21 protein-coding genes are annotated in these 21,715 nt (G+C 40.5%); 1 reads left to right on the top strand and 20 read right to left on the bottom strand.

The window, feature by feature from the left end:
• Positions 1-6: 6 nt before the first annotated feature.
• From EA58_RS18745 to EA58_RS18705, 9 genes are all read right to left on the bottom strand, one after another.
• A complete protein-coding gene (locus tag EA58_RS18745) occupies positions 7-1,179 on the bottom strand; it encodes a hypothetical protein (RefSeq protein ID WP_152548120.1) in 1,173 nt (390 codons plus the stop codon).
• 108 nt (positions 1,180-1,287) lie between these two features.
• Positions 1,288-1,572, bottom strand: coding sequence for a hypothetical protein (locus EA58_RS18740; RefSeq protein ID WP_036756492.1), 285 nt, complete (start codon positions 1,570-1,572; stop codon positions 1,288-1,290).
• Positions 1,573-1,574: 2 nt separating this feature from the next.
• The gene (locus EA58_RS18735) at positions 1,575-2,720 is read right to left on the bottom strand and encodes a type IV pilus twitching motility protein PilT (protein ID WP_036756489.1); all 1,146 of its coding nucleotides are present in this window, start codon (positions 2,718-2,720) and stop codon (positions 1,575-1,577) included.
• Positions 2,707-3,693 carry a type IV secretory system conjugative DNA transfer family protein gene (locus tag EA58_RS18730; RefSeq protein ID WP_036756487.1) on the bottom strand — a complete coding sequence of 329 codons (987 nt, stop codon included), beginning with the start codon at positions 3,691-3,693 and terminating at the stop codon, positions 2,707-2,709. The genes EA58_RS18735 and EA58_RS18730 overlap by 14 nt, the downstream gene beginning before the upstream one ends.
• On the bottom strand, positions 3,693-4,232 hold the full coding sequence (locus EA58_RS18725) for a DotD/TraH family lipoprotein (RefSeq protein WP_152548119.1): 540 nt from the start codon (positions 4,230-4,232) through the stop codon (positions 3,693-3,695). Before EA58_RS18725 ends, EA58_RS18730 begins: the two co-directional genes overlap by 1 nt.
• Before the next feature lie 88 nt (positions 4,233-4,320).
• Positions 4,321-6,057 (bottom strand): hypothetical protein, encoded by a 1,737-nt coding sequence (locus tag EA58_RS18720; protein WP_036756482.1) that lies wholly within the window; start codon positions 6,055-6,057, stop codon positions 4,321-4,323.
• Positions 6,058-6,130: 73 nt separating this feature from the next.
• Entirely contained in the window at positions 6,131-6,667 is a 537-nt protein-coding gene (locus EA58_RS18715) for a type 4 pilus major pilin (protein ID WP_036756479.1), read from the bottom strand.
• 50 nt (positions 6,668-6,717) lie between these two features.
• The gene (locus tag EA58_RS18710; RefSeq protein ID WP_036756477.1) at positions 6,718-7,845 is read right to left on the bottom strand and encodes a hypothetical protein; all 1,128 of its coding nucleotides are present in this window, start codon (positions 7,843-7,845) and stop codon (positions 6,718-6,720) included.
• Positions 7,846-7,855: 10 nt separating this feature from the next.
• Positions 7,856-8,209: a PilZ domain-containing protein gene (locus tag EA58_RS18705; protein WP_081819759.1), complete on the bottom strand. Its 354-nt coding sequence runs from the start codon at positions 8,207-8,209 to the stop codon at positions 7,856-7,858.
• A 102-nt stretch (positions 8,210-8,311) separates the two neighbouring features.
• Between EA58_RS18705 and EA58_RS18700 the strand changes: the two genes are divergently transcribed.
• Positions 8,312-10,081, top strand: a complete 1,770-nt coding sequence (locus EA58_RS18700; protein WP_161781081.1) for a sigma-70 family RNA polymerase sigma factor — start codon at positions 8,312-8,314, stop codon at positions 10,079-10,081.
• A gap of 148 nt (positions 10,082-10,229) precedes the next feature.
• On the opposite strand, the gene EA58_RS18695 is transcribed toward EA58_RS18700, so the two are convergent.
• The 11 genes from EA58_RS18695 to EA58_RS21150 all read right to left on the bottom strand — a co-directional run bounded on the left by EA58_RS18695 (position 10,230) and on the right by EA58_RS21150 (position 21,336).
• Positions 10,230-10,973 carry a tetratricopeptide repeat protein gene (locus tag EA58_RS18695; RefSeq protein ID WP_036756471.1) on the bottom strand — a complete coding sequence of 248 codons (744 nt, stop codon included), beginning with the start codon at positions 10,971-10,973 and terminating at the stop codon, positions 10,230-10,232.
• Positions 10,957-11,712 carry a hypothetical protein gene (locus EA58_RS18690; RefSeq protein WP_152548118.1) on the bottom strand — a complete coding sequence of 252 codons (756 nt, stop codon included), beginning with the start codon at positions 11,710-11,712 and terminating at the stop codon, positions 10,957-10,959. The genes EA58_RS18695 and EA58_RS18690 overlap by 17 nt, the downstream gene beginning before the upstream one ends.
• Entirely contained in the window at positions 11,709-12,743 is a 1,035-nt protein-coding gene (locus tag EA58_RS18685) for an SPASM domain-containing protein (RefSeq protein ID WP_036756467.1), read from the bottom strand. Before EA58_RS18685 ends, EA58_RS18690 begins: the two co-directional genes overlap by 4 nt.
• 82 nt (positions 12,744-12,825) lie before the next feature.
• Positions 12,826-13,470, bottom strand: a complete 645-nt coding sequence (locus EA58_RS18680; RefSeq protein ID WP_036756465.1) for a hypothetical protein — start codon at positions 13,468-13,470, stop codon at positions 12,826-12,828.
• Positions 13,442-14,554, bottom strand: coding sequence for a radical SAM protein (locus EA58_RS18675; RefSeq protein ID WP_051642232.1), 1,113 nt, complete (start codon positions 14,552-14,554; stop codon positions 13,442-13,444). Before EA58_RS18675 ends, EA58_RS18680 begins: the two co-directional genes overlap by 29 nt.
• The gene (locus EA58_RS18670) at positions 14,541-15,635 is read right to left on the bottom strand and encodes a radical SAM/SPASM domain-containing protein (protein WP_152548117.1); all 1,095 of its coding nucleotides are present in this window, start codon (positions 15,633-15,635) and stop codon (positions 14,541-14,543) included. The genes EA58_RS18675 and EA58_RS18670 overlap by 14 nt, the downstream gene beginning before the upstream one ends.
• Positions 15,636-15,689: 54 nt before the next feature.
• Positions 15,690-16,097 (bottom strand): hypothetical protein, encoded by a 408-nt coding sequence (locus EA58_RS18665; RefSeq protein WP_152548116.1) that lies wholly within the window; start codon positions 16,095-16,097, stop codon positions 15,690-15,692.
• Positions 16,098-16,183: 86 nt separating this feature from the next.
• The gene (locus EA58_RS18660; RefSeq protein ID WP_036756462.1) at positions 16,184-17,380 is read right to left on the bottom strand and encodes a radical SAM protein; all 1,197 of its coding nucleotides are present in this window, start codon (positions 17,378-17,380) and stop codon (positions 16,184-16,186) included.
• A 1-nt stretch (position 17,381) separates the two neighbouring features.
• Positions 17,382-18,362 (bottom strand): ATPase, T2SS/T4P/T4SS family, encoded by a 981-nt coding sequence (locus EA58_RS21155; protein ID WP_051642231.1) that lies wholly within the window; start codon positions 18,360-18,362, stop codon positions 17,382-17,384.
• 90 nt (positions 18,363-18,452) lie between these two features.
• Positions 18,453-19,508, bottom strand: coding sequence for a type II secretion system F family protein (locus tag EA58_RS18650; RefSeq protein ID WP_036756461.1), 1,056 nt, complete (start codon positions 19,506-19,508; stop codon positions 18,453-18,455).
• A 16-nt stretch (positions 19,509-19,524) separates the two neighbouring features.
• Positions 19,525-21,336 carry a GspE/PulE family protein gene (locus tag EA58_RS21150; protein ID WP_051642230.1) on the bottom strand — a complete coding sequence of 604 codons (1,812 nt, stop codon included), beginning with the start codon at positions 21,334-21,336 and terminating at the stop codon, positions 19,525-19,527.
• Between the last annotated feature and the right edge of the window lie 379 nt (positions 21,337-21,715).

The raw sequence follows: 21,715 nt of genomic DNA, 5'->3' as shown, positions 1-21,715 counted from the left end.
TTTTTATTAATTAACATACATTGATTCATATTTGGATTCAAATATGTAAAGTGTATTCGCACCCCCGCCTGTATAATACTTATGATTCACCGGAACCTCCGCTTTTCTATACTTATTCAGAAGCAATGTTGTCACATCTTTAAATTTCCCTTTGATCCGAATTTCTTGACTGTTAGGGTAGTCAATTCTTTTATTTTCGAAAATTTCATTTTCAACGTAAAAATCATTGAACTCAGCCCACTTTTTGATTGTGTCGAATAATTTCCCTCTCTTAAAAACATACACATACTCTGTGTCTGGATCAGCCTCTTCGACAAACCCGCCACCATTGACAAAATCTTCATATGAACCATCGCCGTGAAGAATGTATGAAGATTGATACTCGGCACGCAATTTCTTATCTCGCTCAATCGCAAGTTTCAGATCAGCCATCTCGCGTTCCTTTTCGATTTGAGCGATATCTTCAGGTTGATTTGTTCCTGACAAGTCAGAAGAAGCACTTTCCACTTCTTTCCCCGTCGGGGAGGCGACCTTGTCAACTTTCGTTTTATCGATCTCTTCATTTCCTTCAAAGGCTTTGGATTCAGATTCAAGCCATTGTGTATCAAGGGCTAATTTCTCAATATCGATTTTCTGAGTTGTACACCCATCCATAGTCGCTTCGGCACAGACAACCAGTGAATCCGTCACAGATTTATCTTCTTCGTGAACAACGGGTTTCATTGAAAATTCATACTTACCTTCAGCGTTCTTCCTGGCGACAGGCACCTCGGCACTTGGTGATTCAGCAACATCCAGTTGATCCAAGTTCAAATCTAACATCTCAGCATCATTCAACTTCATTTGAATCACATTCCTGTTCCAGTCAAAAACAACAACCAGATTATGCCGCTTAGATATTTCAACAATCACATCATCCCAGTTTCCCGTTTTATCCCATGAAACAGAAAACTCAGAGAGTTCATCAGATATATCAATGACCCAATCAGAAGGAACAATCGATGGCAATGCTAATCCTATCGGAAGGTCTGAAGCAAAAGAGTCAACCGGGTGATGTATAAATTTCTTATCACCGATGTCCACAACTCGTTTATAGACCTCTCCATCGAGAACAACTTGTTTTAACTCTTCAGGTCTTCCACTATCGCTAATAATATTTAAATGAGCAAAAGCAGCCATTGGAGCCCCTGCAATAATGAACGCGATAGATTTACGAAGAGTGTGTTTATTAGGGTACATTTGAGTGTTTTTCATTAAATTTAGGTTTTTCTTTAAAATTAAACAACTCTATTTTCTCCGCCTGTACTTAGAACCAGCCAGCCTTAATCTCACTAAACTTAGAAATTCAAAAAAAGTAATATCTTTCTTGCGCAGCAGTGTTAAAAAGACAAAGGCAACCAAAATACCACCAACGGTCATGGCATTAATTTTAAAACACAAGATAGGTATCAGGACAAAGAAATTCGCATCGACAGTAAAGAACAAAGCATCATTCCCTGTATCAGTCCAAAAGTTAGACTCAGACGCTAAGTCCCTTGCCTGTTCAGCACTTTCAACATAGTTTAATTCCATCACTATTTAATTTCGCTTTTTTCACTTAACAATATTGCGTCAACCTGCTTTTTGTCTAAAAGCCCCTGAGAAAGAAAATGACTCGCATGTTCGCCAAAGGACTGACCATATTCTCCAACCAGTTTTCTCATCTCCGACTTCAGATTGATCGGATCGACCTGCTCCAGTCGATGCAAAACATCTCTGTCAAACTGAAGGATTTCTCTTATCGCAACACGCTTTCCATCCGTTGAAGGAAGAAGCCGTTGATTGACAAAAACGCGACTCGAATAAATGATGTCACCAAGCCTCGATCGCTGCTCTTCGACTGGAAATTCATTCAGCAGTCGGTGTCCGGTCTCCGGAACAGAGTTCGTATGTGTTGTGGTGTAGGTTAAGTGGCCCGTCACACAGACTAAAAGCGCCGCTTCAATTTCCTCTTTTTTTCTGGCCTCCCCAATCACCACAACCGAGGGATGCTGTCTCAGTGCTTCCTCAACGCCCTGAACAAAGGTTTTACTATTCTTCGGGACACTCCTTTGAACCACGAGTGTCGATTCTTTCTGGTAAGGATGAAGCACATATTCTATTGGCGATTCTAACGTAATGATTTTCTCGTTTTCACGTTCCTCAAGAATCCGACGTGTGCCTGACGCCAGAAGCGTTGATTTACCGGTACCCGTAGCGCCTGAAACCACAACCAGCCCATTCTCGGGTCTCCAGATATCCCACAAGTTTTCGCCATACCCCATCTCCCCCCAGACGGGGGGCTCCTCATTCAACTGCCGGATGGTGACCGTCGGCGAGGATCTTCCGAATACAGTCGCCGCTGAAGTATTCACACGAAAGTTATAACTCTTGACCTTCTCACTTCCTGGCTTTTTATATCGATATTCGTATTCGTGGTTCAGACTCTCCCCTGCAAGCACCATATCCGAACCCGTTTCACTCTTGTATAGATTGTTGACTAACGCGACAACCTCAAGGCTATCCAGCATGTGACCGCTCACCGCATGGTATCTTCCGTGAACCTCAAACCTGATGTAATTATCACTATTAATATGTATATCTGAAGCTCCAACATCAATTGCATCTTCAATGAGGCTATGTAAAGCACTCACTGAAAAAAAATCGCTTAAGCTGAATATTCTTAATTTATTGATTTCCATCCTTTCGTTTTATAAATTCTTTGAGTTCGAATTCATCAATCATCGGCAAGGGCGTCCAATTATGAATATCCAATTCAAATACAGGAGCACCATCCATCACAAAATTAACAATTCCGATATCAATATTCTTCTGATCACCAGACAAGCCGAGCGTCGACTTGGAAATGACCGGTTCTGAGACGATATTCTTCTTTCTTAACATGTGGTATCGAACCATGCCAAGAAAGTCTAATTTCAGCTTTGAAATTGCATTATCAATCTCGATTTTTGCCTGGACATCCCCTCGTTTCCAGCCGTCATAGATCCCATTCATCCAGTAGGTCAGCTCATTTTGAGTGATAGGAATATTAAATACCGAAGGGTCTCGAACAGGGTACTCCTGAAATGTCAGATAATCTCTGTAATTTGGTATTCTGTCCGTAAATCTAGCTTGAGAAGTAATGGAATAACTAAAGTCGAACTTTGAAAACTTATCATCAGATACCGTGATGCCATCTTTTCTTATGTTGATGATGGGGGGGATAACGGTGTTCTTATGAAGCATATAATGGTCAAAATTATAATTCGAAGCTAAACTATTTGATTCTTTATTGATTTGGCTTTGAAAATTCATGAGCGTGTTTCGTAATGCAACCTGAGCGCCATATCGAACCGCTTCATTATAAATGATATTCCCTCGCGTCTTCTTCTCTAGTTGTGTTTTTCTTCGCTCAAGCACATCTTCTCTGCCTCTGGCCTCCGATTGAATTTTTGATAAACCAGGTGTTGTGAACAGCAAGACGCCTTTCAGAGAAATATCTTCATTTGAAAAATGACTGAGGCCAATCTCATCAGATAAAATATACTTTCGTACATTTTCATCATGGTGAAATGATTTTAAATCACGGCGTTGGTCATCACGAGTTAAAACATGTTCACCTTCATCGGCATTCGGAATAAACTGGCCTAGATCTTCTGTCGATAGATTATCCATTAGTAGAAGTAGTTGATGTTAATAATTTTGCTATCCTCAATGATATCGATTGAGATTTCTTCTTTATTCGAAGCCTCTATAGCCCGAATGACATCATTTACATTCAACTGCTTCCCTGTTTTGACTGTATTCAACCGAACAATAGGCTCAAATAAGGGTTTATGCGCAGGCTCTGCCACCACATAGCCCGCCATTTCTGCCACAACCTTAAGTAAAGGCATCGCGGGGCCAGACCATTCGATATCACCCACACTACGCTCCATGTCTCTCGGTATATACGACTTCTGAAATACATACTCATTGTACTGCGCTCTTGTCATCTGCTGAGAAGCCATCCCATTCGCCAGCTCAGCCAGTGCACGCTGCGCATTTGCTGCAACTTCTGCACTTTCGCTCAATTTATATAAAGAGGTCGATATAGAATCATTCGAAAAAGACTCCTCATTAAATCTTAGCGCGATTGGCTCAACATCTTTGAAAGAAGAACAGCCAGAAGCAAAAATCAATGATACTGGTAAGAGTGCTTTCGCTATTTTCATTTTTAATTTAAAGATAGGTAAAAAACATACGTAAGAAAAGACCCGCCATCAGGCAGGTCTCAATCATGATGTTGTAGATAGAATATCTTTATTTTGTCGAGAGCCCACCCTGACCACAGTACTGGATCATCATAAAATCCATCTCTACCTCAATATTAGCTGTGTTATTTGTTCCATATTTTCTCGGTGAAATTAAATAGAATCTGGGAGAGAATTTCCCACCATTTACATTCATAAACCATGCCTGAGCATAATCACCTTCCCAGCGACAGCCGATGTTGTACTCCATACTCACTGATCCCTCAATTGAAGTTTTGGTCGGCATCCGAAGTTGGAGACCAAGCTTAATCTCAGGCAACCTCTTCCCCTTAACATAAGGACAAACCTGATCGATTTGATTCTGACTCATCAATAGCGTTGACTTCGCAGGAAAACCAATCACTTCTGCATATTTTCCGTCAGGACATGCATAAAGGTTATATGATTTCCCAGATTTACCACTTTTAATATCAATAATCTGATTAAAACTATGAAGATAGCCCTTGGTCACTAACTGATTTGCTAATTGCTGCGATTTACTTGTATTAGTCGTTTTCGCGAATATATCCGTATCTTGCAACGTTGGAATCACACCATTAAAGTGAATCTGAGTGTTATCGAGTATCATTTGTTGTTGACTGTTTTCACTTTTGATGCTGGCATTTTCCTCTACAGTCAGGCTTCCTTTCGTTTTCACATTTCCTGTCTCTGCATCAACTTCAAACGTCTTTTTTGAATCACTCACAGTATAAATAGAGCCACCAACCGAAATCTCATGCAATGCTGCTCTCGATATCACTTTACTTGGATCACTTGGATTCTTCAGTAATGTTAAACCACAGGCAACACTAGTACCACTGGAAACAACGCAAGACACGGGAATGAATGAACCCGTGCTATTTTTTATGGTGTTATTCGCTAAGTAAAACTTCTCTGAATGCGCGCTTCTCGCCAACACACTCAAGTCCTGGCTGGGTTGATCATAGTCAAGCCCGCACTCTGCATCAGAAGCAACACCATCATCTTTTATCTTTGTGCAGGCAAGCGTCGCACTACCAACCCCTTGAAACCGAATGTCGCCTCTCATGAAATTAGAACCATTCACTCTCAGGTAAGGGTCTTCACCCATGCCAACATAATTTGTTGAGTATTCGGCTCTAAAAGCACATTGGCTTTTTGCAAGCTGACACTCACTGGGGGTCAATTCTGCACCGGAACCCTTATTGACCAGATAGTATTTATGGGTCCCCGTCATTTGAGGCGCATCCATGATTCTTGCATAGTTGACCAACTGCGAGTAAACAGACGAATGCTTATCAAACGCTGCATCGGATGCATGATACAACTCAATCCCGTAACTCCGAATCGTGCCATCCGGTGTTAATTCATAAGCACCATCCATATCCATTTTGAAAGGCATCTTGCCGTAATTAAACAAATTACAGGGAATTAAATTCATCGCACCATTGGCTGCATCCACGGGAGACCACCCCCCACTGCAGGCTGCACTCGAATCACCAATTAAAGATACTTCTAAAAAGTTTTGAACCGTATCTTGAGCACCTGTAAAACTAGTTGTAGGTAAGTTCAGGGTATGACCATCTAAAAGGGTTCTTTTATCAATCGCATAAGGAATTTTGACCACATCAGAGGCCAGTTCTTTAACCTGATCGATCTGTTTGTGCTTCAGCTCTATTTGGCTCCGAAATAGAATTGCAGAAGAGATGATTGCTGAAGCCAGTATCGCTTCCAGTAATAAATAACCACTCTTTCTAAAAGTTAGCATTTCATTTTTTATAATTATAGATAAAAAAAAGCCACTGCAAAAAGCAGTGGCTTCAAGATTATGACATTAAGACTTAAGTCTTGTGGATAAATTTAAAATCCACAACAGCAGTCGAGTCTTTCGCTGCACACAATTTGGCAATGTCCTTTGTTTTGGTTTCTGCAATTACTTTGCCTGAAGTTCCGATTTTGATCTCGGCCCATCCGGCATCACGCCCCAATTTAGCAAATTCAGTACAGGCGATACCCATGGGCACCTTTTTGTATTCGATATAGAATCCGTTGCTCCCTTCTGTATTTACATTTATCTCATTTTTCCAAACACTATAAACTAGAGTTCCGTCCGTCGTGAATGAACGAGGCAACTGAGCCTTCCAAGCATCCGAAACTCCATCAAAATTCAGATCACCATCATATAGGTTTTCGATACGCTGACGTAATTCAGTCATCTTATCAAATTCAGACTTTGCCTGACTTGCTTTTTGCTGTTCGAAGAATCGTGGTAGAAGTGTTGCTGAAAGAATCGCAATTACGACAAGAACAACAGTTATCTCGATAATCGAGAAACCCTTTCTCACCAGGGGTTTAAAACTAACTTTATTGTTGCGCATAGTTTTTATTTCAATAGTAAAATCTTAAAATTTCTTTTTCAAACAAAATATTAAATTAACGTGATTTTTTTCATGACTTGATCAAAGGTGACAGATTCTTCTCTGGCAGCAATCGCTGCCTCATCTGAAATTGAAAGCCACCCTTGCTCTAGCCTTAAATTAGCCGCCATATCGACAGGGCTTTGGTTTTCTGATATCCATTTTTTTAAAGACTTCGATGATTCGACAACCTCAGAGAGGATTAATGTTTTTATGGCTACACTTTCTATTCCTGAAATAGGGTCGATGAGAATAAGTTCATCTTTAGTTGGCGATGTTTTTAATGATGCCCATCGATAACATGACTCATGTTCACCAAATTTAACCTTAGGTAATCTGACACCTTTTACATATGGTAAGTAATTTAAATAGAGTGCCCCTGAAAATAGAGAAGCAAAAATTTGAGCATCTAATTCATTCTGAGAGGTATAAATTGAAAACATTGCACTGATGCCACACTCACAATAAATAACACTTTTTCCTTTTAACGAAAGTTCTAATGCTTCTGATATGCCATGAAATCCAGAATAAGCCTCAAATAAAACAAACCGATAGGGGGAAGACTGTATGTAATTCACAGCTTGAGATAGACCCTTAAAATCCACCTGGCTAACGACGAATGAACCGCAAGACGAATACTCTAAAACCCTATAAGTACCATTCAAATAAACCAGTCGGCAGACGCTACCAGATAGTCTTCTCTCGACATAATCCAGTAAAGCAGCATTTAAAATTACTGAAGGTGAGCCAACAAGTGCCAGACCATTTCCACTTGTTGCTGATTTCAAAAACTTATAAACATTAGTTTCAAGCGTACTAATATCCATCAAGTCATTAATATTAGAATAAGCTAAAACAAATTCACCCCGATTTCTAACAGAAACCTGTTTATGAAAAATATCCAGCATCATATCTTGCCTGGATAGCTTCTCAATGAAGAAGCCAGTGTCCTCTAAATGAACTAAACAATCCACACCCCGATGAAGAAGTAACGTTGAGTTCGACGAAGCGGAAAGTGCTATGCCATCGATATCTAGCCCTAAGTAGCTAAAAACACTATCATAATAAATACTTAAACCTTTCTGAGAGGCTGGATTTGAAGATATGATTCTTGTGATTGAATCTTTTAATACTTTCATGCTGAACCATTTACACTGATGACTTTTTAGGAAAGAAAAGGGTATACACTAAGAACCACCATTTTTTAAAGTTTGGCATATCCATCGATTCAATCTTTAAACCCATCATCAAACCTCTTTTCCATCTCAATTTTGCTTCAAATTCTATCGTATGACCGATATCAGAGAAGTCCGCCATATCAATCTGAGCTTTCAGTATCTTTTTATTTTCAAACCCATCTGGAAACTCACCTGAACTCGGTGAAAAAGAAAGACCATCACAGGAGACGTCAGCAACATAGCCATCTAAGCTTGAGGACTCATCAAAAATAATTTTGCAAGGGATTGAGCAACCTACTCTTGGCATTGTACGTTTAATATCCATGCTTTTCTAAAAAAGATAGCAACTGTAAAAATGAAAATACAATAGACACGCCCCGAATTACAATGAATAATGAATTAATCTTAAATATTAAAAATGGCGCCAATGAATAGTAAATCAATAGAAGATATTTTTCCTTCAGTCGACATTGATGATTCTGGTTTTGTAGAAGAAATAGAATCTATTGATGACTTCGATGGTCAACGTGAATTCCTTGATGCTGTAAAAAACACTGCTGAGAACAAACACAAAGATGCAGCCTCTCGATATATGCTTGAAGCTGGACGCACAAAGCTTCTCACAAAAGGACAGGAAATAATCATCAGTCAGCAAATTGAGTATACAAAAAACTCATCACTGGCATTTGTATTATTATTTAAACCCGCATTAAGACTACTAAAAGATGAACTAGAAAGGCAGAACAGGCAAGTCAACTCTCATCCTAAGATCTCTTGCTATAGCAAAAAGAAAAATGATGAAGAGACTGAAAATAACGAGGCTGAGCCTGATGATGATAACCTTGACCAAGTCACTGGCATCATCGAATCCATCTCAGAAACAGCTCCCGCTTTAATCAAGGTACTGAACACCCAGACGGTCGATCAAATGGAGGTGTTTTTCAAAAGCCTTGATCCGACCCTGATTACCAAAACGAAAGAAAAAATCCTGGTTAAACAGAAGTTAAAAAAGGGTGAGTCTCAAGAGTATACGGCACCATACAACTTCTACTCGTTTCAGTATGCCGATATGGCGTCTTTTAAAACCTTACCGAAAGAAGCAAAGGCATATATCGAGAACATCATTCAACTGACGAAGTTCAATGTTGACAATGATTATATAAAGCAGCTCATCAAAGCAGCAAAATTAATCAGCAATAAGTTATCCGATTGCAAAAAAAGATACATGAGCTTAGAACGAGAGGCAAAAGTAAAACGAGAAACGCTTATCAATCATTATTATGCCACGGTTGATCGAGGGACACTTGATTCTTTAGAGGTACCTCACCTGTTGAAAAACAGACTCACGCTGCTCAGTCAGGATCTCTGTGATCTGTCGGAGGAACTGGAAATTTCTCCAACACTCATAGAAAAAATATGGGGCGTCACGTTCTCATATAGCCATAAAACGACAGACAGCATCAACAAAATGTGTGAGTCAAACTTATTGCTCGTCATTCACGTTGCGAAAAAATACAAAAGTCCAACGTTAGAGTTTATGGATCTCGTTCAGGAAGGAAACATTGGACTTCAAAGGGCCGTTGAAAAATTTGACTACAGGATGGGAAATAAGTTTAGCACCTACGCAACCTGGTGGATCAGACAAGCAATCACCCGTGCTATCAATGATCAGGCAACACAAATCAGAATACCGGCGCATATGCAGGAACTGATCAAAAAGATTGATAAGTTCACCAAAGAATATTTAGCGGTTAATACGACGCAACCCACAGAGGCAGAGGTTGCTGAACACCTGAATGTCGGCATTGATAAAGTTAAATTAGCAATCAGTGCTAAAAGAGATCCAATCAGTCTCCATATCGCCCCATCATCAAACAATAGTGATGAGTCGAATGCATCTCTGTTGTCATTGATTGAATATGATGAAGAAGAAGGCACGGTTGGATGCTGCCCAAGCACAAGCTACGAGCTTGCAGAAAGGCGTAAAGTTTTATTAGAGCTACTCAAAAATCTCCCTGAACGTGATGCAACAATCATCATGATGAGATACGGATTTGAAGTACCACATGAGCACACACTTGAAGAAGCAGGAAAGCAATTTAATGTGACGAGAGAAAGAATCCGCCAACTCGAGAAAAAAGGTTGTGAAAAACTATCTGAGGTGACAAAGGGTGAAAAGCTGACAGACTATCTATAACCGTCTTGGACGTGCAACAGTGCACCTCATTCGCAACCAGCAATTGAGAATCATCAATGCAACAGGGAAAGATAAACCTTTCCCTGATGGTGATATTTAGGTTTTGTCGGTCACACACAGTCTGACAATCGCAGATCAGTCAAGTTCTCTACCTTATCATCCATTCGATTCCCTCCAGTGCTTCAGTTGATGCACCAATGAGCTCTGTTCTATTCGTTGTTAACTTACACCAGGATATCGCTTCAGCTAAGTGATACTTCACGACTTCTTCTATGGCTCTATTGTTTCCTTTTTCAGCAAGCGCATGCAACAGGGTTAACCCTCTTGAAGGATCCTTCTCAAAGATAGTGCCAAAAACACCTTCAGCGCCATTGAGGCAAATAATACCTAACATTAAAGAACTCTCTTCACAGCCAAAGTGGCAGGCAATCTCGTAAAATCTCGCAGCTTCAGATAAATCCTGCGAAACTACCTTCCCTTCTTTATAAAAGTGAGCAACATATCGCGCTGCGCTCGATCTCTTTCTGTCAGAGATCTCAAATTCTTGATTGATGGCGATATCCCTGAACCATTGTTCACTTTTCGACTTATCTTCCGGATAGCCCATGTCACCATAAAAATATGCTGTGGCCACAAAGTACATTGCTTCAGGACAACGTTGCTTTGTGATCATCTTACTTAACCTTTCCCGACCTGCAACATCATTTTTTTCAACTTTGTATCCTGATATCTGAAGATAACAATAAGCAACAATTGCTTCTTTCATGTTTGCTTTTGCATCATCCCTAATTTTCTTCACTAAGCCATCTATCTTAGCCTGAGCCTCTTTCGGGTTTCTTATTTGCTTAGCCTCAATGATCTCATCCAGATATGAGTTACAATATTTTTCCATGATTTGATTTTGCGATATTTTCTAGATGAGATTGACAAAATTTCTTGTTATTTTTAACTGAGTATTCATAAACATCCAACCCATCTCTATTTCTTAAATTTATATCATATCCCTTAGATATTGCCAAAAGCATCATCAAATAATTATCGCTGGCGCAGAAAACATGTCCCAGATTATCACGACTTAAATATTTTAACGTTTCATTTGGATTTGCACCCTTTTCAATCAAATAACTGAAAATTTTCCCGCTGAGATCTACATCCTTTATCAGTGCAGTGGCAGAGAGCGGCGATATCCCCCCTTCAAGCTCATAATTCAGATTAAACGTTTCATTTTCAGACATAAACGCTTGTATTGCCGGGAAAGACCCCTTTGCAACAGCCCGAACAAAATCGACTTTATTATCTTCACCCGTGAAGACTTCTGACATGCTCTTTCCAGAATGATTATTGTAATACTTTCTATAGAATTTCTTCTGAAGGATGTACTCAATGGGTTTAATCTGATATTTCCTGGAGTAATCCAATGCTGTTCTTCCGTGAGCGTCTTTGACAAAAGGATTAAAGGACGGGTCCAGAATGAATTGATTCATTTTATCTAGTGGATCTCCATATTTCCATACCGACATCTCGCGCATGAATTGAGTCCGCTGTGATTCATCTAACGCATTGACTGAAGCGTAAACACTCTGACAAAGTGATCCAATAATAAGCCCTGAAATAAAAAACTTTTTCATCATAATGCATTTCTCCATTTTAAAACTTCATTTAGGCCATGTTCACGAATAAGATCATCAATCCGAGAAAAAATCCGATAGTAGAGTGAGCAGTAAGGGTCTTTATTCGAAAAACCGCGGCCTAAATCCACAGAATATGCCATGCAGCCACCTTTACAACTGACAAAGTGCTCACAGGCAGAACACGTGACGGCAATATTTTCCTCTCTCAACTTAGCGGTTGTGATGGGTAAGTTATCTAAGTCACCTGAAATCAGATTACCTAACTTTAATACTTTCAAATCGGCCAACTCCTGGCAGAAGTAAAAGTCTCCGTTTGGCTCTATACTGACGCCCTGCGTATGACACTTATTTGTAAAGTTACAGGATTCAAAACAACCCTGTGTTCTATCGCCCAGTTGAGACAACTTCCGGTTCAGCATATAAAGCAATGGATCTATCGCAACTTGGGATTGCATAAACCAATCATTTAAAGTTTTGATATACATATCAGTCAAAGCATCAATATCAGTATCAAACTGAAAAGAGCTTTCCCCCTTGTAGTTTTGACGGGCGACAATCAGTTTTATTGGATACCCATTCTTTTTTGCTAAGGATATTTCCTTTTCTGCATAAGTAATCGATTCTCCAGAGACGACATAACAAGCCCCGAGGGATTTTCCTTTTGTTTCACTGATATGGTTTAAATTTTTATGAAACGTTTCTCTATATAAATTTGCACTGCCTTTAAATCGTCTGGCATCCGAGAAGTTATCAATACTTGTTCCTATGTTGCCATCAAACAATTCATAAATTAAATCCAACTTCCCCGTACTCATGATCAGGTTTGTTTGCATACCCAGAACAATACTCGAAAACGCTTTCATTGACGCCTCAACTAAATATTTTGCTTTGCATAAATAGTCATAATTGAGTGTTGACAGTTCGCCACCCAGAAAGCAAACTGTCAAATCGGTTTCTGGAGGATTTAACCCGAGCGTTTCCATATAGTTTTTGAGCGAATCCAAAGATTCGCTCAATTGCAGTAGTGACATGTAATCTGATGACTTTGTATCTGTACTACAATAGTCGCACTCCGCATTACATCGATTTGTAAGACGGAGCATGATGCAAAAACTATCCATTTCCAGAAATTTGCTCCTCAACAGAACGATAAGTGGCATAGGAGAAAACCTTCACCGATTCCTCAAACTTATCTTTTCCCCCTAAAGTCTCATAAACAACCTCAGCCAATGAAGTTTTGATCTCATCCACAGCACCTGGCGTCAATATGTCTTTAAAGGTTTTCTTGGTATAAATGTCTTTCGGCTCTAAAACTTCTACGCCGCAAAGAATATTTGCAGCCATATATTCAAGATAGTTACAGACCGGATATAGATAAGGTGAACTTCCTCTGAATTTGAGCAAAGCAATCGTCGCTTCTCCTAATACCTGCTTGTATTGACTCAAAGATGCTTCGCTTTCGACGCTTGGAGGAACAAGTGAGATACCAACCTGAAGGTTCCCGCAGACCAGAATCAGTCTGGAGACCATCCCTGGCTCCAAATCCTTAAACTCAACAATGGTATAAACCCCCTTTGGCTTGCACTTAATCGTCCAGGTCACCAATTTAGTCACAAACTCAGGACACAAAGCACCAGACTTAAGCTCTGCCACCACAGAGACCTCGCGAAGGTTCTCTGGAATGTCTTTGGGTACTTCATCTAAAACCAACCCGTGAAGTGACGCTTTATCACTCCTGCATATTTCTGAAAGTTTCATCAAATTCATTTGTTTTTATTATATTAAGAATATTATTTCTCAAAGTAAAAGCTCCGTTGCACTCACCGCTTTCATCAACCTTGGTATTTGCAACACAACCTGTATTACATATTTTGATAAACTGACACCCATCGCAACTTTTGACTCGTACCTCTCGAATCGACTCAAGTTGCTTGGGTGTAATCAGACTCACCACTTCTTTGACCGCAGGATTATCCGCTTCAGAGTTTATGGCAGTACAACCAAACTTATAGCCATTAGAATCTATCGTATGGAATCGAGTATCACACACGCCAGATGTGCATCCTCTCAACTCTAGTTCACCACCATAAACAAGAGAATGAATATCAGACTCATAATCACTGAGTGGAGATATGCCATCAAACCAGTCTTTATTGACTGACATCCAGCTTCTGGAATAAAGATAAATCAAGCTGAGAAGGTTACTGTACTGCTGATTTGTTAATCCCACATTTGGCCAATTCAACCTTGCATTACCGGTTTTTGTGATTTTTTCCAAATGTAAGCTTTTCGGCCTTACTTTTTCAATAAAGCTGAAAAACTCAGATGGATCACTCAAGACCCAATCATGGAATGGTTTAGACACGGTGATCGTTAAATCAAAGTCTATGCCATCTTCAGAAAGCTGCTGAACTTTTCGGCCAAATAGCGAATCAAACGCCTCACCTCTTGCATGTCTTATCTTGTAATCCCACGAGACACCTATCCTTGACTGAAAGTAACGCTTATATAGCTCACCCCATTGGCTGTCATAGTTCGCTAAATTCGTTTGGATTCCATGAATAATTACTCGATCATCAATCGAATCATTTAAATAAGAAAGCACTTCCTGAAACCGATGAATTCCGAAGAGCGTTGGTTCTCCTCCGTGCCACTGAAGAATGATCCTATCCCCTGATTTCGAAATTCTTTCTAAAATTTCAGGGATCTTTTTACAATCATTAACAGACATCTTTTTGGGGTTGGCTGGGATGAAGCAATGATCACATCTCATATTACAAGCTTCAGTTAGCCTGATATAGACAAGCTGATTAAACCTGTTTGCTTCGTTAACATTTTTCATAACTTCCAGTTAAATAATATTTTAGTTGTTCTGTATCAGTCTCATACAAACGCTGTATATGTTTGAGGAAAACTTTATAACCGGAGCACTCACCTTCTTTTTCCCATGAATTCATTGTGATTGGACAGCCCGAACGGCACCAATGAAAGAACTCACAAGCATAACAATGATCTTTCGGATGAGAGATCTTATGGTCAGTAATCACTCTTATTCTCTTTTCAGAGTTTGCAAATCCATTTGAATCTGTATAGGTCTCTTCCGCTGATATCTTATCCGGACAAGTATTTGTGGTGCCATCTGGATTGATGACAATATAATCTTCAAGACAGGTTACCCCCCATCGGTCACCAGATTTATCATTTAAAACACCATCAATACCCGCCAGCAACGTTGAACAGACAGGCACTTTATCTTTGTTCTTAATCCGTTGGATCGACTCATCTAAAAGGTTTCTCAAGAATGCTGAATGCTCCTGATTGGTTGGCCGATTCACATCCTCATGTTCACCAAAACTATTATATCTATCAATGGCAAAGCTGCTGACATTATGCTGGACCAACCAATCTAACAGTGCTTTTTCCTTACCGATATCCTGTTTAGACGGACATACATTTGCGCTGATCGAAATCCCCATCGCCTGAGCATTTCGAATTCTTTTCTCCAGAGCCCTCTCATATCGTGCTACATCACCGTTAAGACTTCTTGACGAAGGATCGATGCTCACACCAACACTCGAGTTAAAGTATCGTTTGATGATCTCTCCCCACTCTGCATCAAAATTAATTAAAGCGGTTTGCATGCCATGCGACACAGATATCCCATTCGAAAAGAAAAAGTTCTCAGCTTGGGTGAGTCGCTGAACAAATGATTTTTTATCAAACTGCAAAGGCTCACCGCCGTGCCACAAAAGCAGCACATCTTTTTCACCCTGGGTATTACACAGCTCCCTGATTAGCCGCATTGATTCATGAAAAACATCATGATGCATCATACGGTTATCTGATCTGACACTTTCAGGTAAATAACAGTGAGAGCAACCCATATTGCAGTAGTTGGACAGTTTAATGTAGGCAGATATCATATTATACCGATATAAAAAAGGGTGGCCTTGAACGCCACCACTTGATTCTGATTGTTATCTCCAACCTCGGGAGCTGTGATTGCCGTGGCAATTTCCGTGGCAGTTTCCATGGCATGGTACAACAGCACTAGCCTTACCACGTGCGGTTATTTTATCACCAACCGCAGCCTTATGTGTTCCATTCTTGTATTCATTTAATTTAATATCATAATTACCAGAACTATTCACAGAGGCATATATATCAACAAGACGAACATTCTCTTTGTAGATATTGTGGACCAACTGAGCGAAATTGTTGTCAATCACCTCTTTCACCAGAGGTGTTTTCAGAAAAGCATGCGCCTCTTTCACACCTTCATCACTAATGCCAGACAGATCAATCGTCGAAATATCAATCTTATCTACATTTGCCATTGCACCAATTGTGGCTGCTGCGACGACTACATTGAGTACATTATTCATAAAATTTTTTTGAAATTTAGTTTTTAGATTTTACAATGTCAAGTAACAAAAGTTACTCACTCAAGTCTATCAAATATTTCATAAAATCATAAATTTAAAGTCGTACTCACCTTTCTTAACAGATCCTCTGTACGACCTGATTCTGATAACGATTTAATATGGCCAAATATGATTTTATTCGTTGCACAATAAGGATATCTCCCGTCTCCCACTTTTTTGTTTAATTGGCTCAAGGCACCACAGCCCCCTCGACATGCATAATAAAATTCACATTCTGCACAATAAGGGTCAATCTGATGCATCCTGGTTGTTAACTCTTTTAATGGATCACTTGAAAGAATAGCTTCCATTGAATCGTTGTCCAGGTTCCCGTATTTGAAGTCAAATCCAGTGTAATGAACCATATCATCGCAATTATAAACATCGCCATTTGGCTCTATATTCAGAAATGTTCCTGCACACTTATTGGTCCAAGGACAGGTCGTATTTTGTCCATGATTAAAATAAAATCGAATAAAAGAATCAATTGGTGTAATTGTAAAATTAGCATCTTTATCATCTAACCAATCATCTAAAAGCTCTACCAATTTTTGACCATAACGAACAGGGTCTAATTGAAATGCACCCGAAAATCCCTCACCAAACCTGTCCACTTTAGGGTTGATTCTAAAATCGAGACCTACACCGTACTTTTCTTCATACTTTTTCGATAGAGCATACATATCAGATGCCTGATCGATATTTGAATCATCAAAGACACCGATGACGAATGGTGTAATTCTGTTATCCATCAGGGTATCCAAAGCACCAAAAAAACGATCGTTATACTTCTCTGAATTGCCAGAAATGGTTCTGGAAACCTCATCGATATCATAACTTGTCGAGATCCTTTGATTAATGTCATTCTTAATGTATGAAAGCCATTTATCTTCCTGGAACAGAGTCAGGTTGCTTTGCATAGAGAAGTTAATTTTCAAGCCGCTTTTTCTCGCGTAGCGCTCTGCCTCTCTGTAAAATGCGACCCCCATCAACATAGGCTCCCCACCATGCCAAATCCACTGAACGGGCTCCTGAAGGTAAGGCTCAATTTTATCGAAGTACGCTTTGAATCGGTCAATCGTCCATCTGTCTCGATCATAAGGTTTCGCAAAACAATATGAGCAATCGGCGTTACAGGCTTTTGTGGGCTTCGCTAAAATAACAGAGATCCGTCGAACCGGATGCGCGTTTGGATTAAACTTTTTCACTTTGCCAGTTGAGGCGTCAAACATGTTGATCAACATCTTATATATCTCTTAGTTTTATCGGTTGATTTGTATGAAGTAGTGTTTGCTGTGCATAAATCTCACTCCCAAGCAGATCAAGTTTTTGCTGCTTGATTGTTTTCGCAGCAGATTGTGTATCTGCCAAAAACTCAAATTTCAACTTGCCTGCATCCCATTCCTGGTGCAGACAAAGCCTAAAGCCGTTCTGAAGTAACGAATACGCCTCATCCCTGCTCATTTCTTCGGTTGTGTACGACACGAGTCGTTGTAACGCTGAAGTCACGGAATCGCCGTGCATCGTCGCAACCACTAAACGCCCATCCAGTGAAGCTCTCAAAGCAAGAGAAGCAGATTTAGAGTCTCTGATCTCCCCGATGAACATGATCCCTGCCTTATCTGCTGGATAACATCTGAGCGCCAGTCTGCCGGCTTCCAGGAAATCTTCCTTCGTTTCAATTTCATATTGAATGCAAAGACCGTTTCCAATACGCCCATGCATGGGAAGCTCAGCCGGATCTTCAATAGTCAGCAAAACCCCACCAAACAACTCAACACGAGCTTTTGCTATCGCCGCACAGGTAGTTGTTTTCCCGCTACCGACTGCACCCACGACAAGAATTAACCCTCCCTTGCACAGTCTTTCATTCAACGTCCAGTTTTTTATCTGAGAAGGAAATCCGATTTGGTTGAGCGGTATAAGCTGCCTCGGCTGAGCACGACATTCGGCCATCATGCCATCAACACTTTTGATAATGGTGACACGATATAGTCGATTGAAATATGCGATTCGAAAGCTTAATTGATTTGTTTCAGAATATTTTTTCTTAATAATGTCAGCCATCCGCTTTACATGAGGTGCGCTGTCTGTATTTACATCAAGTGTTGCTCTGAACTTCTTAAAAAAAAGGTAACTTTTCTCTGCGGGGTCTTTTAAATGTATATAAATATCCGAGAAATCTAATATTTCGCTTTCACCAATCACAAGATCTGTTTGGTTCATCTTTTTTAACAAGGTTAAAACGATTGATGAATAAAAGGCAAATTAAAAGGCTCGACGATGGAGCCTTTTTGCCACCTTATTTCACAGGGACTAAGTGATGGAGCCGACAATCTCGTAGAAAGCGCCCATTGCGAACATCACGACCATGAGACACCCGCCAATCATGAGTTTTCCGATGATGGCCAACTTTGCTGGCAGAGATTCCAGTACCTCTTCCATCGTTTCGGTGGCGACCTCTTCCAGGGCCTCTTCAAGCGAGTCACCTTGAGCCATATCTGCCAGGTCTTTTCCGTTTTCACCTAAAAAAGGGGTCACAAAACATTCACTTAGTTCTCCACCACTCGAAATTTTGTCTCTCATTTCCGTCACTCTATTGCCAACATACTTTGGGCTGTTTTGAACAATTAATTCAAGCGCATCTTTGATTCTGACGCCTGATGTGAGTAGCGTTGCTAAAGATCGAAGGAAGATTGAAGCTTGGATGGTTCGGTAGATTCCGAAAAAAGGTGCATATTTATCCAGAAGATTTCGGATTTCAGGTCTTCCTTTCACATCAAAGTTTGGGATTGCCCACGCCAGTAAGATGACGGTAAATAATGCAATGGCAATTGTTCTTATCGGATCTGCGCCAAACACCTCTGTAATTGCCAACAACTGCAATGGCGTTTCTCCCCATTCTTCAACGGGTTGAACCTCTTTCAACAGGGGAATCCCTTTTTGATATGCGCCCACCAAAACACCAAGGAGTAGCGCGGAAGCAAATGTCGGTAAAAACGAGGCTTTTTTGATCGTTTTTTTAATCAGTCCAATTTGCTTATCCAGTGTCACGCACTGATCGATCGCTTCAGCGATCTGCCCTGTTTCTTCACCAGTCCGAATTAGCACTAACTGCTCAGGGGGTAGCCATCCGGCAAAACACTCAGACAGAGGACGACCACTCCCAAGCACTTCTCTGCCATTTCTCAAAAAAGCATAGACCGGGTCTATTCGATACATCGCATCGCCACTGTTCTCAATCGACTCAGCAAGGTCTTTGAAACAATCAAGTGCCTTCCGGCCCACTCTCATGCGACTGCCTATCTTCTTCAACACCTTTGCTTTTTTAGGGTTTGAAGCGAACCTCGCTTGCATAAATTTAGTCAACATCTCTCATTTTTTATTTTTAGACTGAAACTGAATCAAGCAGATCTAAGTGGGACTCAATATCCACGGGATCGACCAATCCTTGTCTCATTTTGACGATGGCGTCTTCCAGTGCAAAACGGCCACCTTTGTTCTTTCTCCAGTATGAGGTCAGTGCCTGCTCATCATTTTTAGCAACCATATCAAGCATTTCCATGTCAAAGTTGATACCTTCGCTCACCGGTATTCGCCCGATAATCCCACTACCTTTACACGCTTTACAGCCAGTTCCTCTGAAGAGAATAAGGTCATTTTTAACATCCGAAACTTTCTTGATCCGATCGAGAAGACGCTCTGCCTTTTCTTTGTTATTAAACATCATATAAGAACCCGCAATTGTGTCCGCCTGTTCGCAGTTAATGGCCCTGCAATCTTGCAAATATCGGATAAAAGAAATCTTTGTATGAGACTCAAGATACCGCCCATACCAAAGGTCTGTGGCATCCTGGTTGAGTATCTTTAGTGAGGTTAAAAAGTCTTTTTCAGTTAATCGGAATGGAATCGTATCTCCGGTTAAAGGTTTTGTGCAGTGCGGACATACCTTTGCTAAAAGCTTCTGATAAAAAAGACCTGATAAGAAATTTTGCGAAGCCATCACCTCTCGGTCTAAACCCAGTGCTTCTAACCGGCTGATTGTGGCAATACAAGAAGAGGCATGCACTGTCGAGTAAACCGGATGGCCAGACTGAACTGCCGACCGCATTAATGCACAACTTTGGGAGTCCCTGATTTCACCCACCATCAGTAGGTCAGGGTCGCTTCGCATCGCGGTTCTCATTGCTGCGCCGAAGCTTTTTTCTGCATTGCCATCTTGATCACGAACCACACTGACCTGTGTCGCATTCGGGATAAAGTATTCAACCGGGTCTTCTACAGTGATCACCTTGATCTGAGCTTTTTCCTGAAGAATTTTGCTCATCAACAAGTTCTGCAAAGTTGTCGATTTACCACTTCCTGTCGTTCCAGCAATGATGATCACACCAGAAGGCTTGTTGGTCGCTATTTCGATTCTATCGATTTCACAGTCGGAATAACCCAGCGCGCTGAGCGATTGTGGCTTCGTCGCATTCTGAATTTTCAGCAGCCGTATCACCATATCAAAGCCATCAGGCTGGACTGGTGCGGTCGCAACACGTCCCCGAAGTCTCATGGTGCCTAAATCTTTATCGATCAAACCGTCCTGTACTTTGTTTGGATCAAAAATTTCTGCACCGACTGTCACAAGAACGTTGTAAATTGTGTTCCCTAAACTTCTCCCTTCATGAGGCGTCAGGGGTTTCAACAATGAAATACTACCGTTAATACGACGTCGAATTTTTGCCTCATCGCCACGGACCTCTAAGTGAAGATCCGATGCATTATCTTTTAAACATTGCTCAATGAGTGCAGTCGCTTCTTTCACGTTACCCAATTCAGCAACAGCGTCACTCTTTCTCTCATCTTTGATGCTGACTTTATTGTTTTTTACACGCTCATCCCACTCCAGATAAATCTTTTTCAGTACCGTGGGATGATCAATGGGCTGAACCTGACGTCGCAGTTTATATTTTGCTGACACTTCAGCAACCAGGAGGCGTCCTTGCTCTGAAGCTAAGAATTTCTTGTATCCCAAGAAATACAGGATTCTCTGATCGCCTTCGTTACCCTCAACCTTGACACTAATAATAGCGACATACTGTTGGTGTCGTTTAGGGATTTTTATATGTTGGGTGTCACCTTTTTCTACACCAATCAGTGTCCAGTCATTCCCTAAGTCACTGACATTCTTAATATCTTGGAATTGCCCTGCCATTTTTATTCATCGTTTTAAGTAAAAGTGCAGAGAATTACATCTACACTCTTTCTTGAAAAATTAAGCAAAAATAAGAATGAGATCAAGAAAGAGGGCGCGTGAAAACCTGCTTGCTGCTGATTACGAGATAGAAATATACAAATGACTTTGACCAATCACTGAGGGACAGTTCTTATTTTATTGAATTGCAAAATGGTCAATCACCATATTGTCTCAAGCCCCATACAGGACAAAAAATTTTCTATCAAACAAAATAGCCTTCTAATTATTCGATTGGTTTTCTATACATCATCTCGTTTTACGCACAATCAATCGTTAGGTGGATGAGTACGTTAGAAATAGCTTATATGAAGAAAAACGGCGCTGTTCTCATAAACTG

This window comes from Photobacterium galatheae (assembly GCF_000695255.1).
Classification (GTDB): domain Bacteria; phylum Pseudomonadota; class Gammaproteobacteria; order Enterobacterales; family Vibrionaceae; genus Photobacterium; species Photobacterium galatheae.
This window is presented reverse-complemented; position numbering and strand designations above follow the sequence as displayed.

What these genes read in the sequence shown, in the direction of transcription:
- EA58_RS21155 (WP_051642231.1), bottom strand. Translation starts at nt 18,362, where the DNA reads ATGAACCAAACAGATCTTGTGATTGGTGAAAGCGAAATATTAGATTTC.
- EA58_RS18695 (WP_036756471.1), bottom strand. Translation starts at nt 10,973, where the DNA reads ATGGAAAAATATTGTAACTCATATCTGGATGAGATCATTGAGGCTAAG.
- EA58_RS18680 (WP_036756465.1), bottom strand. Translation starts at nt 13,470, where the DNA reads ATGAAACTTTCAGAAATATGCAGGAGTGATAAAGCGTCACTTCACGGG.
- EA58_RS18685 (WP_036756467.1), bottom strand. Translation starts at nt 12,743, where the DNA reads ATGTCACTACTGCAATTGAGCGAATCTTTGGATTCGCTCAAAAACTAT.
- EA58_RS18740 (WP_036756492.1), bottom strand. Translation starts at nt 1,572, where the DNA reads ATGGAATTAAACTATGTTGAAAGTGCTGAACAGGCAAGGGACTTAGCG.
- EA58_RS18705 (WP_081819759.1), bottom strand. Translation starts at nt 8,209, where the DNA reads ATGGATATTAAACGTACAATGCCAAGAGTAGGTTGCTCAATCCCTTGC.
- EA58_RS18735 (WP_036756489.1), bottom strand. Translation starts at nt 2,720, where the DNA reads ATGGAAATCAATAAATTAAGAATATTCAGCTTAAGCGATTTTTTTTCA.
- EA58_RS21150 (WP_051642230.1), bottom strand. Translation starts at nt 21,336, where the DNA reads ATGGCAGGGCAATTCCAAGATATTAAGAATGTCAGTGACTTAGGGAAT.
- EA58_RS18665 (WP_152548116.1), bottom strand. Translation starts at nt 16,097, where the DNA reads ATGAATAATGTACTCAATGTAGTCGTCGCAGCAGCCACAATTGGTGCA.
- EA58_RS18690 (WP_152548118.1), bottom strand. Translation starts at nt 11,712, where the DNA reads ATGATGAAAAAGTTTTTTATTTCAGGGCTTATTATTGGATCACTTTGT.
- EA58_RS18675 (WP_051642232.1), bottom strand. Translation starts at nt 14,554, where the DNA reads ATGAAAAATGTTAACGAAGCAAACAGGTTTAATCAGCTTGTCTATATC.
- EA58_RS18660 (WP_036756462.1), bottom strand. Translation starts at nt 17,380, where the DNA reads ATGTTGATCAACATGTTTGACGCCTCAACTGGCAAAGTGAAAAAGTTT.
- EA58_RS18710 (WP_036756477.1), bottom strand. Translation starts at nt 7,845, where the DNA reads ATGAAAGTATTAAAAGATTCAATCACAAGAATCATATCTTCAAATCCA.
- EA58_RS18715 (WP_036756479.1), bottom strand. Translation starts at nt 6,667, where the DNA reads ATGCGCAACAATAAAGTTAGTTTTAAACCCCTGGTGAGAAAGGGTTTC.
- EA58_RS18725 (WP_152548119.1), bottom strand. Translation starts at nt 4,232, where the DNA reads ATGAAAATAGCGAAAGCACTCTTACCAGTATCATTGATTTTTGCTTCT.
- EA58_RS18745 (WP_152548120.1), bottom strand. Translation starts at nt 1,179, where the DNA reads ATGGCTGCTTTTGCTCATTTAAATATTATTAGCGATAGTGGAAGACCT.
- EA58_RS18720 (WP_036756482.1), bottom strand. Translation starts at nt 6,057, where the DNA reads ATGCTAACTTTTAGAAAGAGTGGTTATTTATTACTGGAAGCGATACTG.
- EA58_RS18700 (WP_161781081.1), top strand. Translation starts at nt 8,312, where the DNA reads ATGAATAGTAAATCAATAGAAGATATTTTTCCTTCAGTCGACATTGAT.
- EA58_RS18670 (WP_152548117.1), bottom strand. Translation starts at nt 15,635, where the DNA reads ATGATATCTGCCTACATTAAACTGTCCAACTACTGCAATATGGGTTGC.
- EA58_RS18650 (WP_036756461.1), bottom strand. Translation starts at nt 19,508, where the DNA reads ATGTTGACTAAATTTATGCAAGCGAGGTTCGCTTCAAACCCTAAAAAA.
- EA58_RS18730 (WP_036756487.1), bottom strand. Translation starts at nt 3,693, where the DNA reads ATGGATAATCTATCGACAGAAGATCTAGGCCAGTTTATTCCGAATGCC.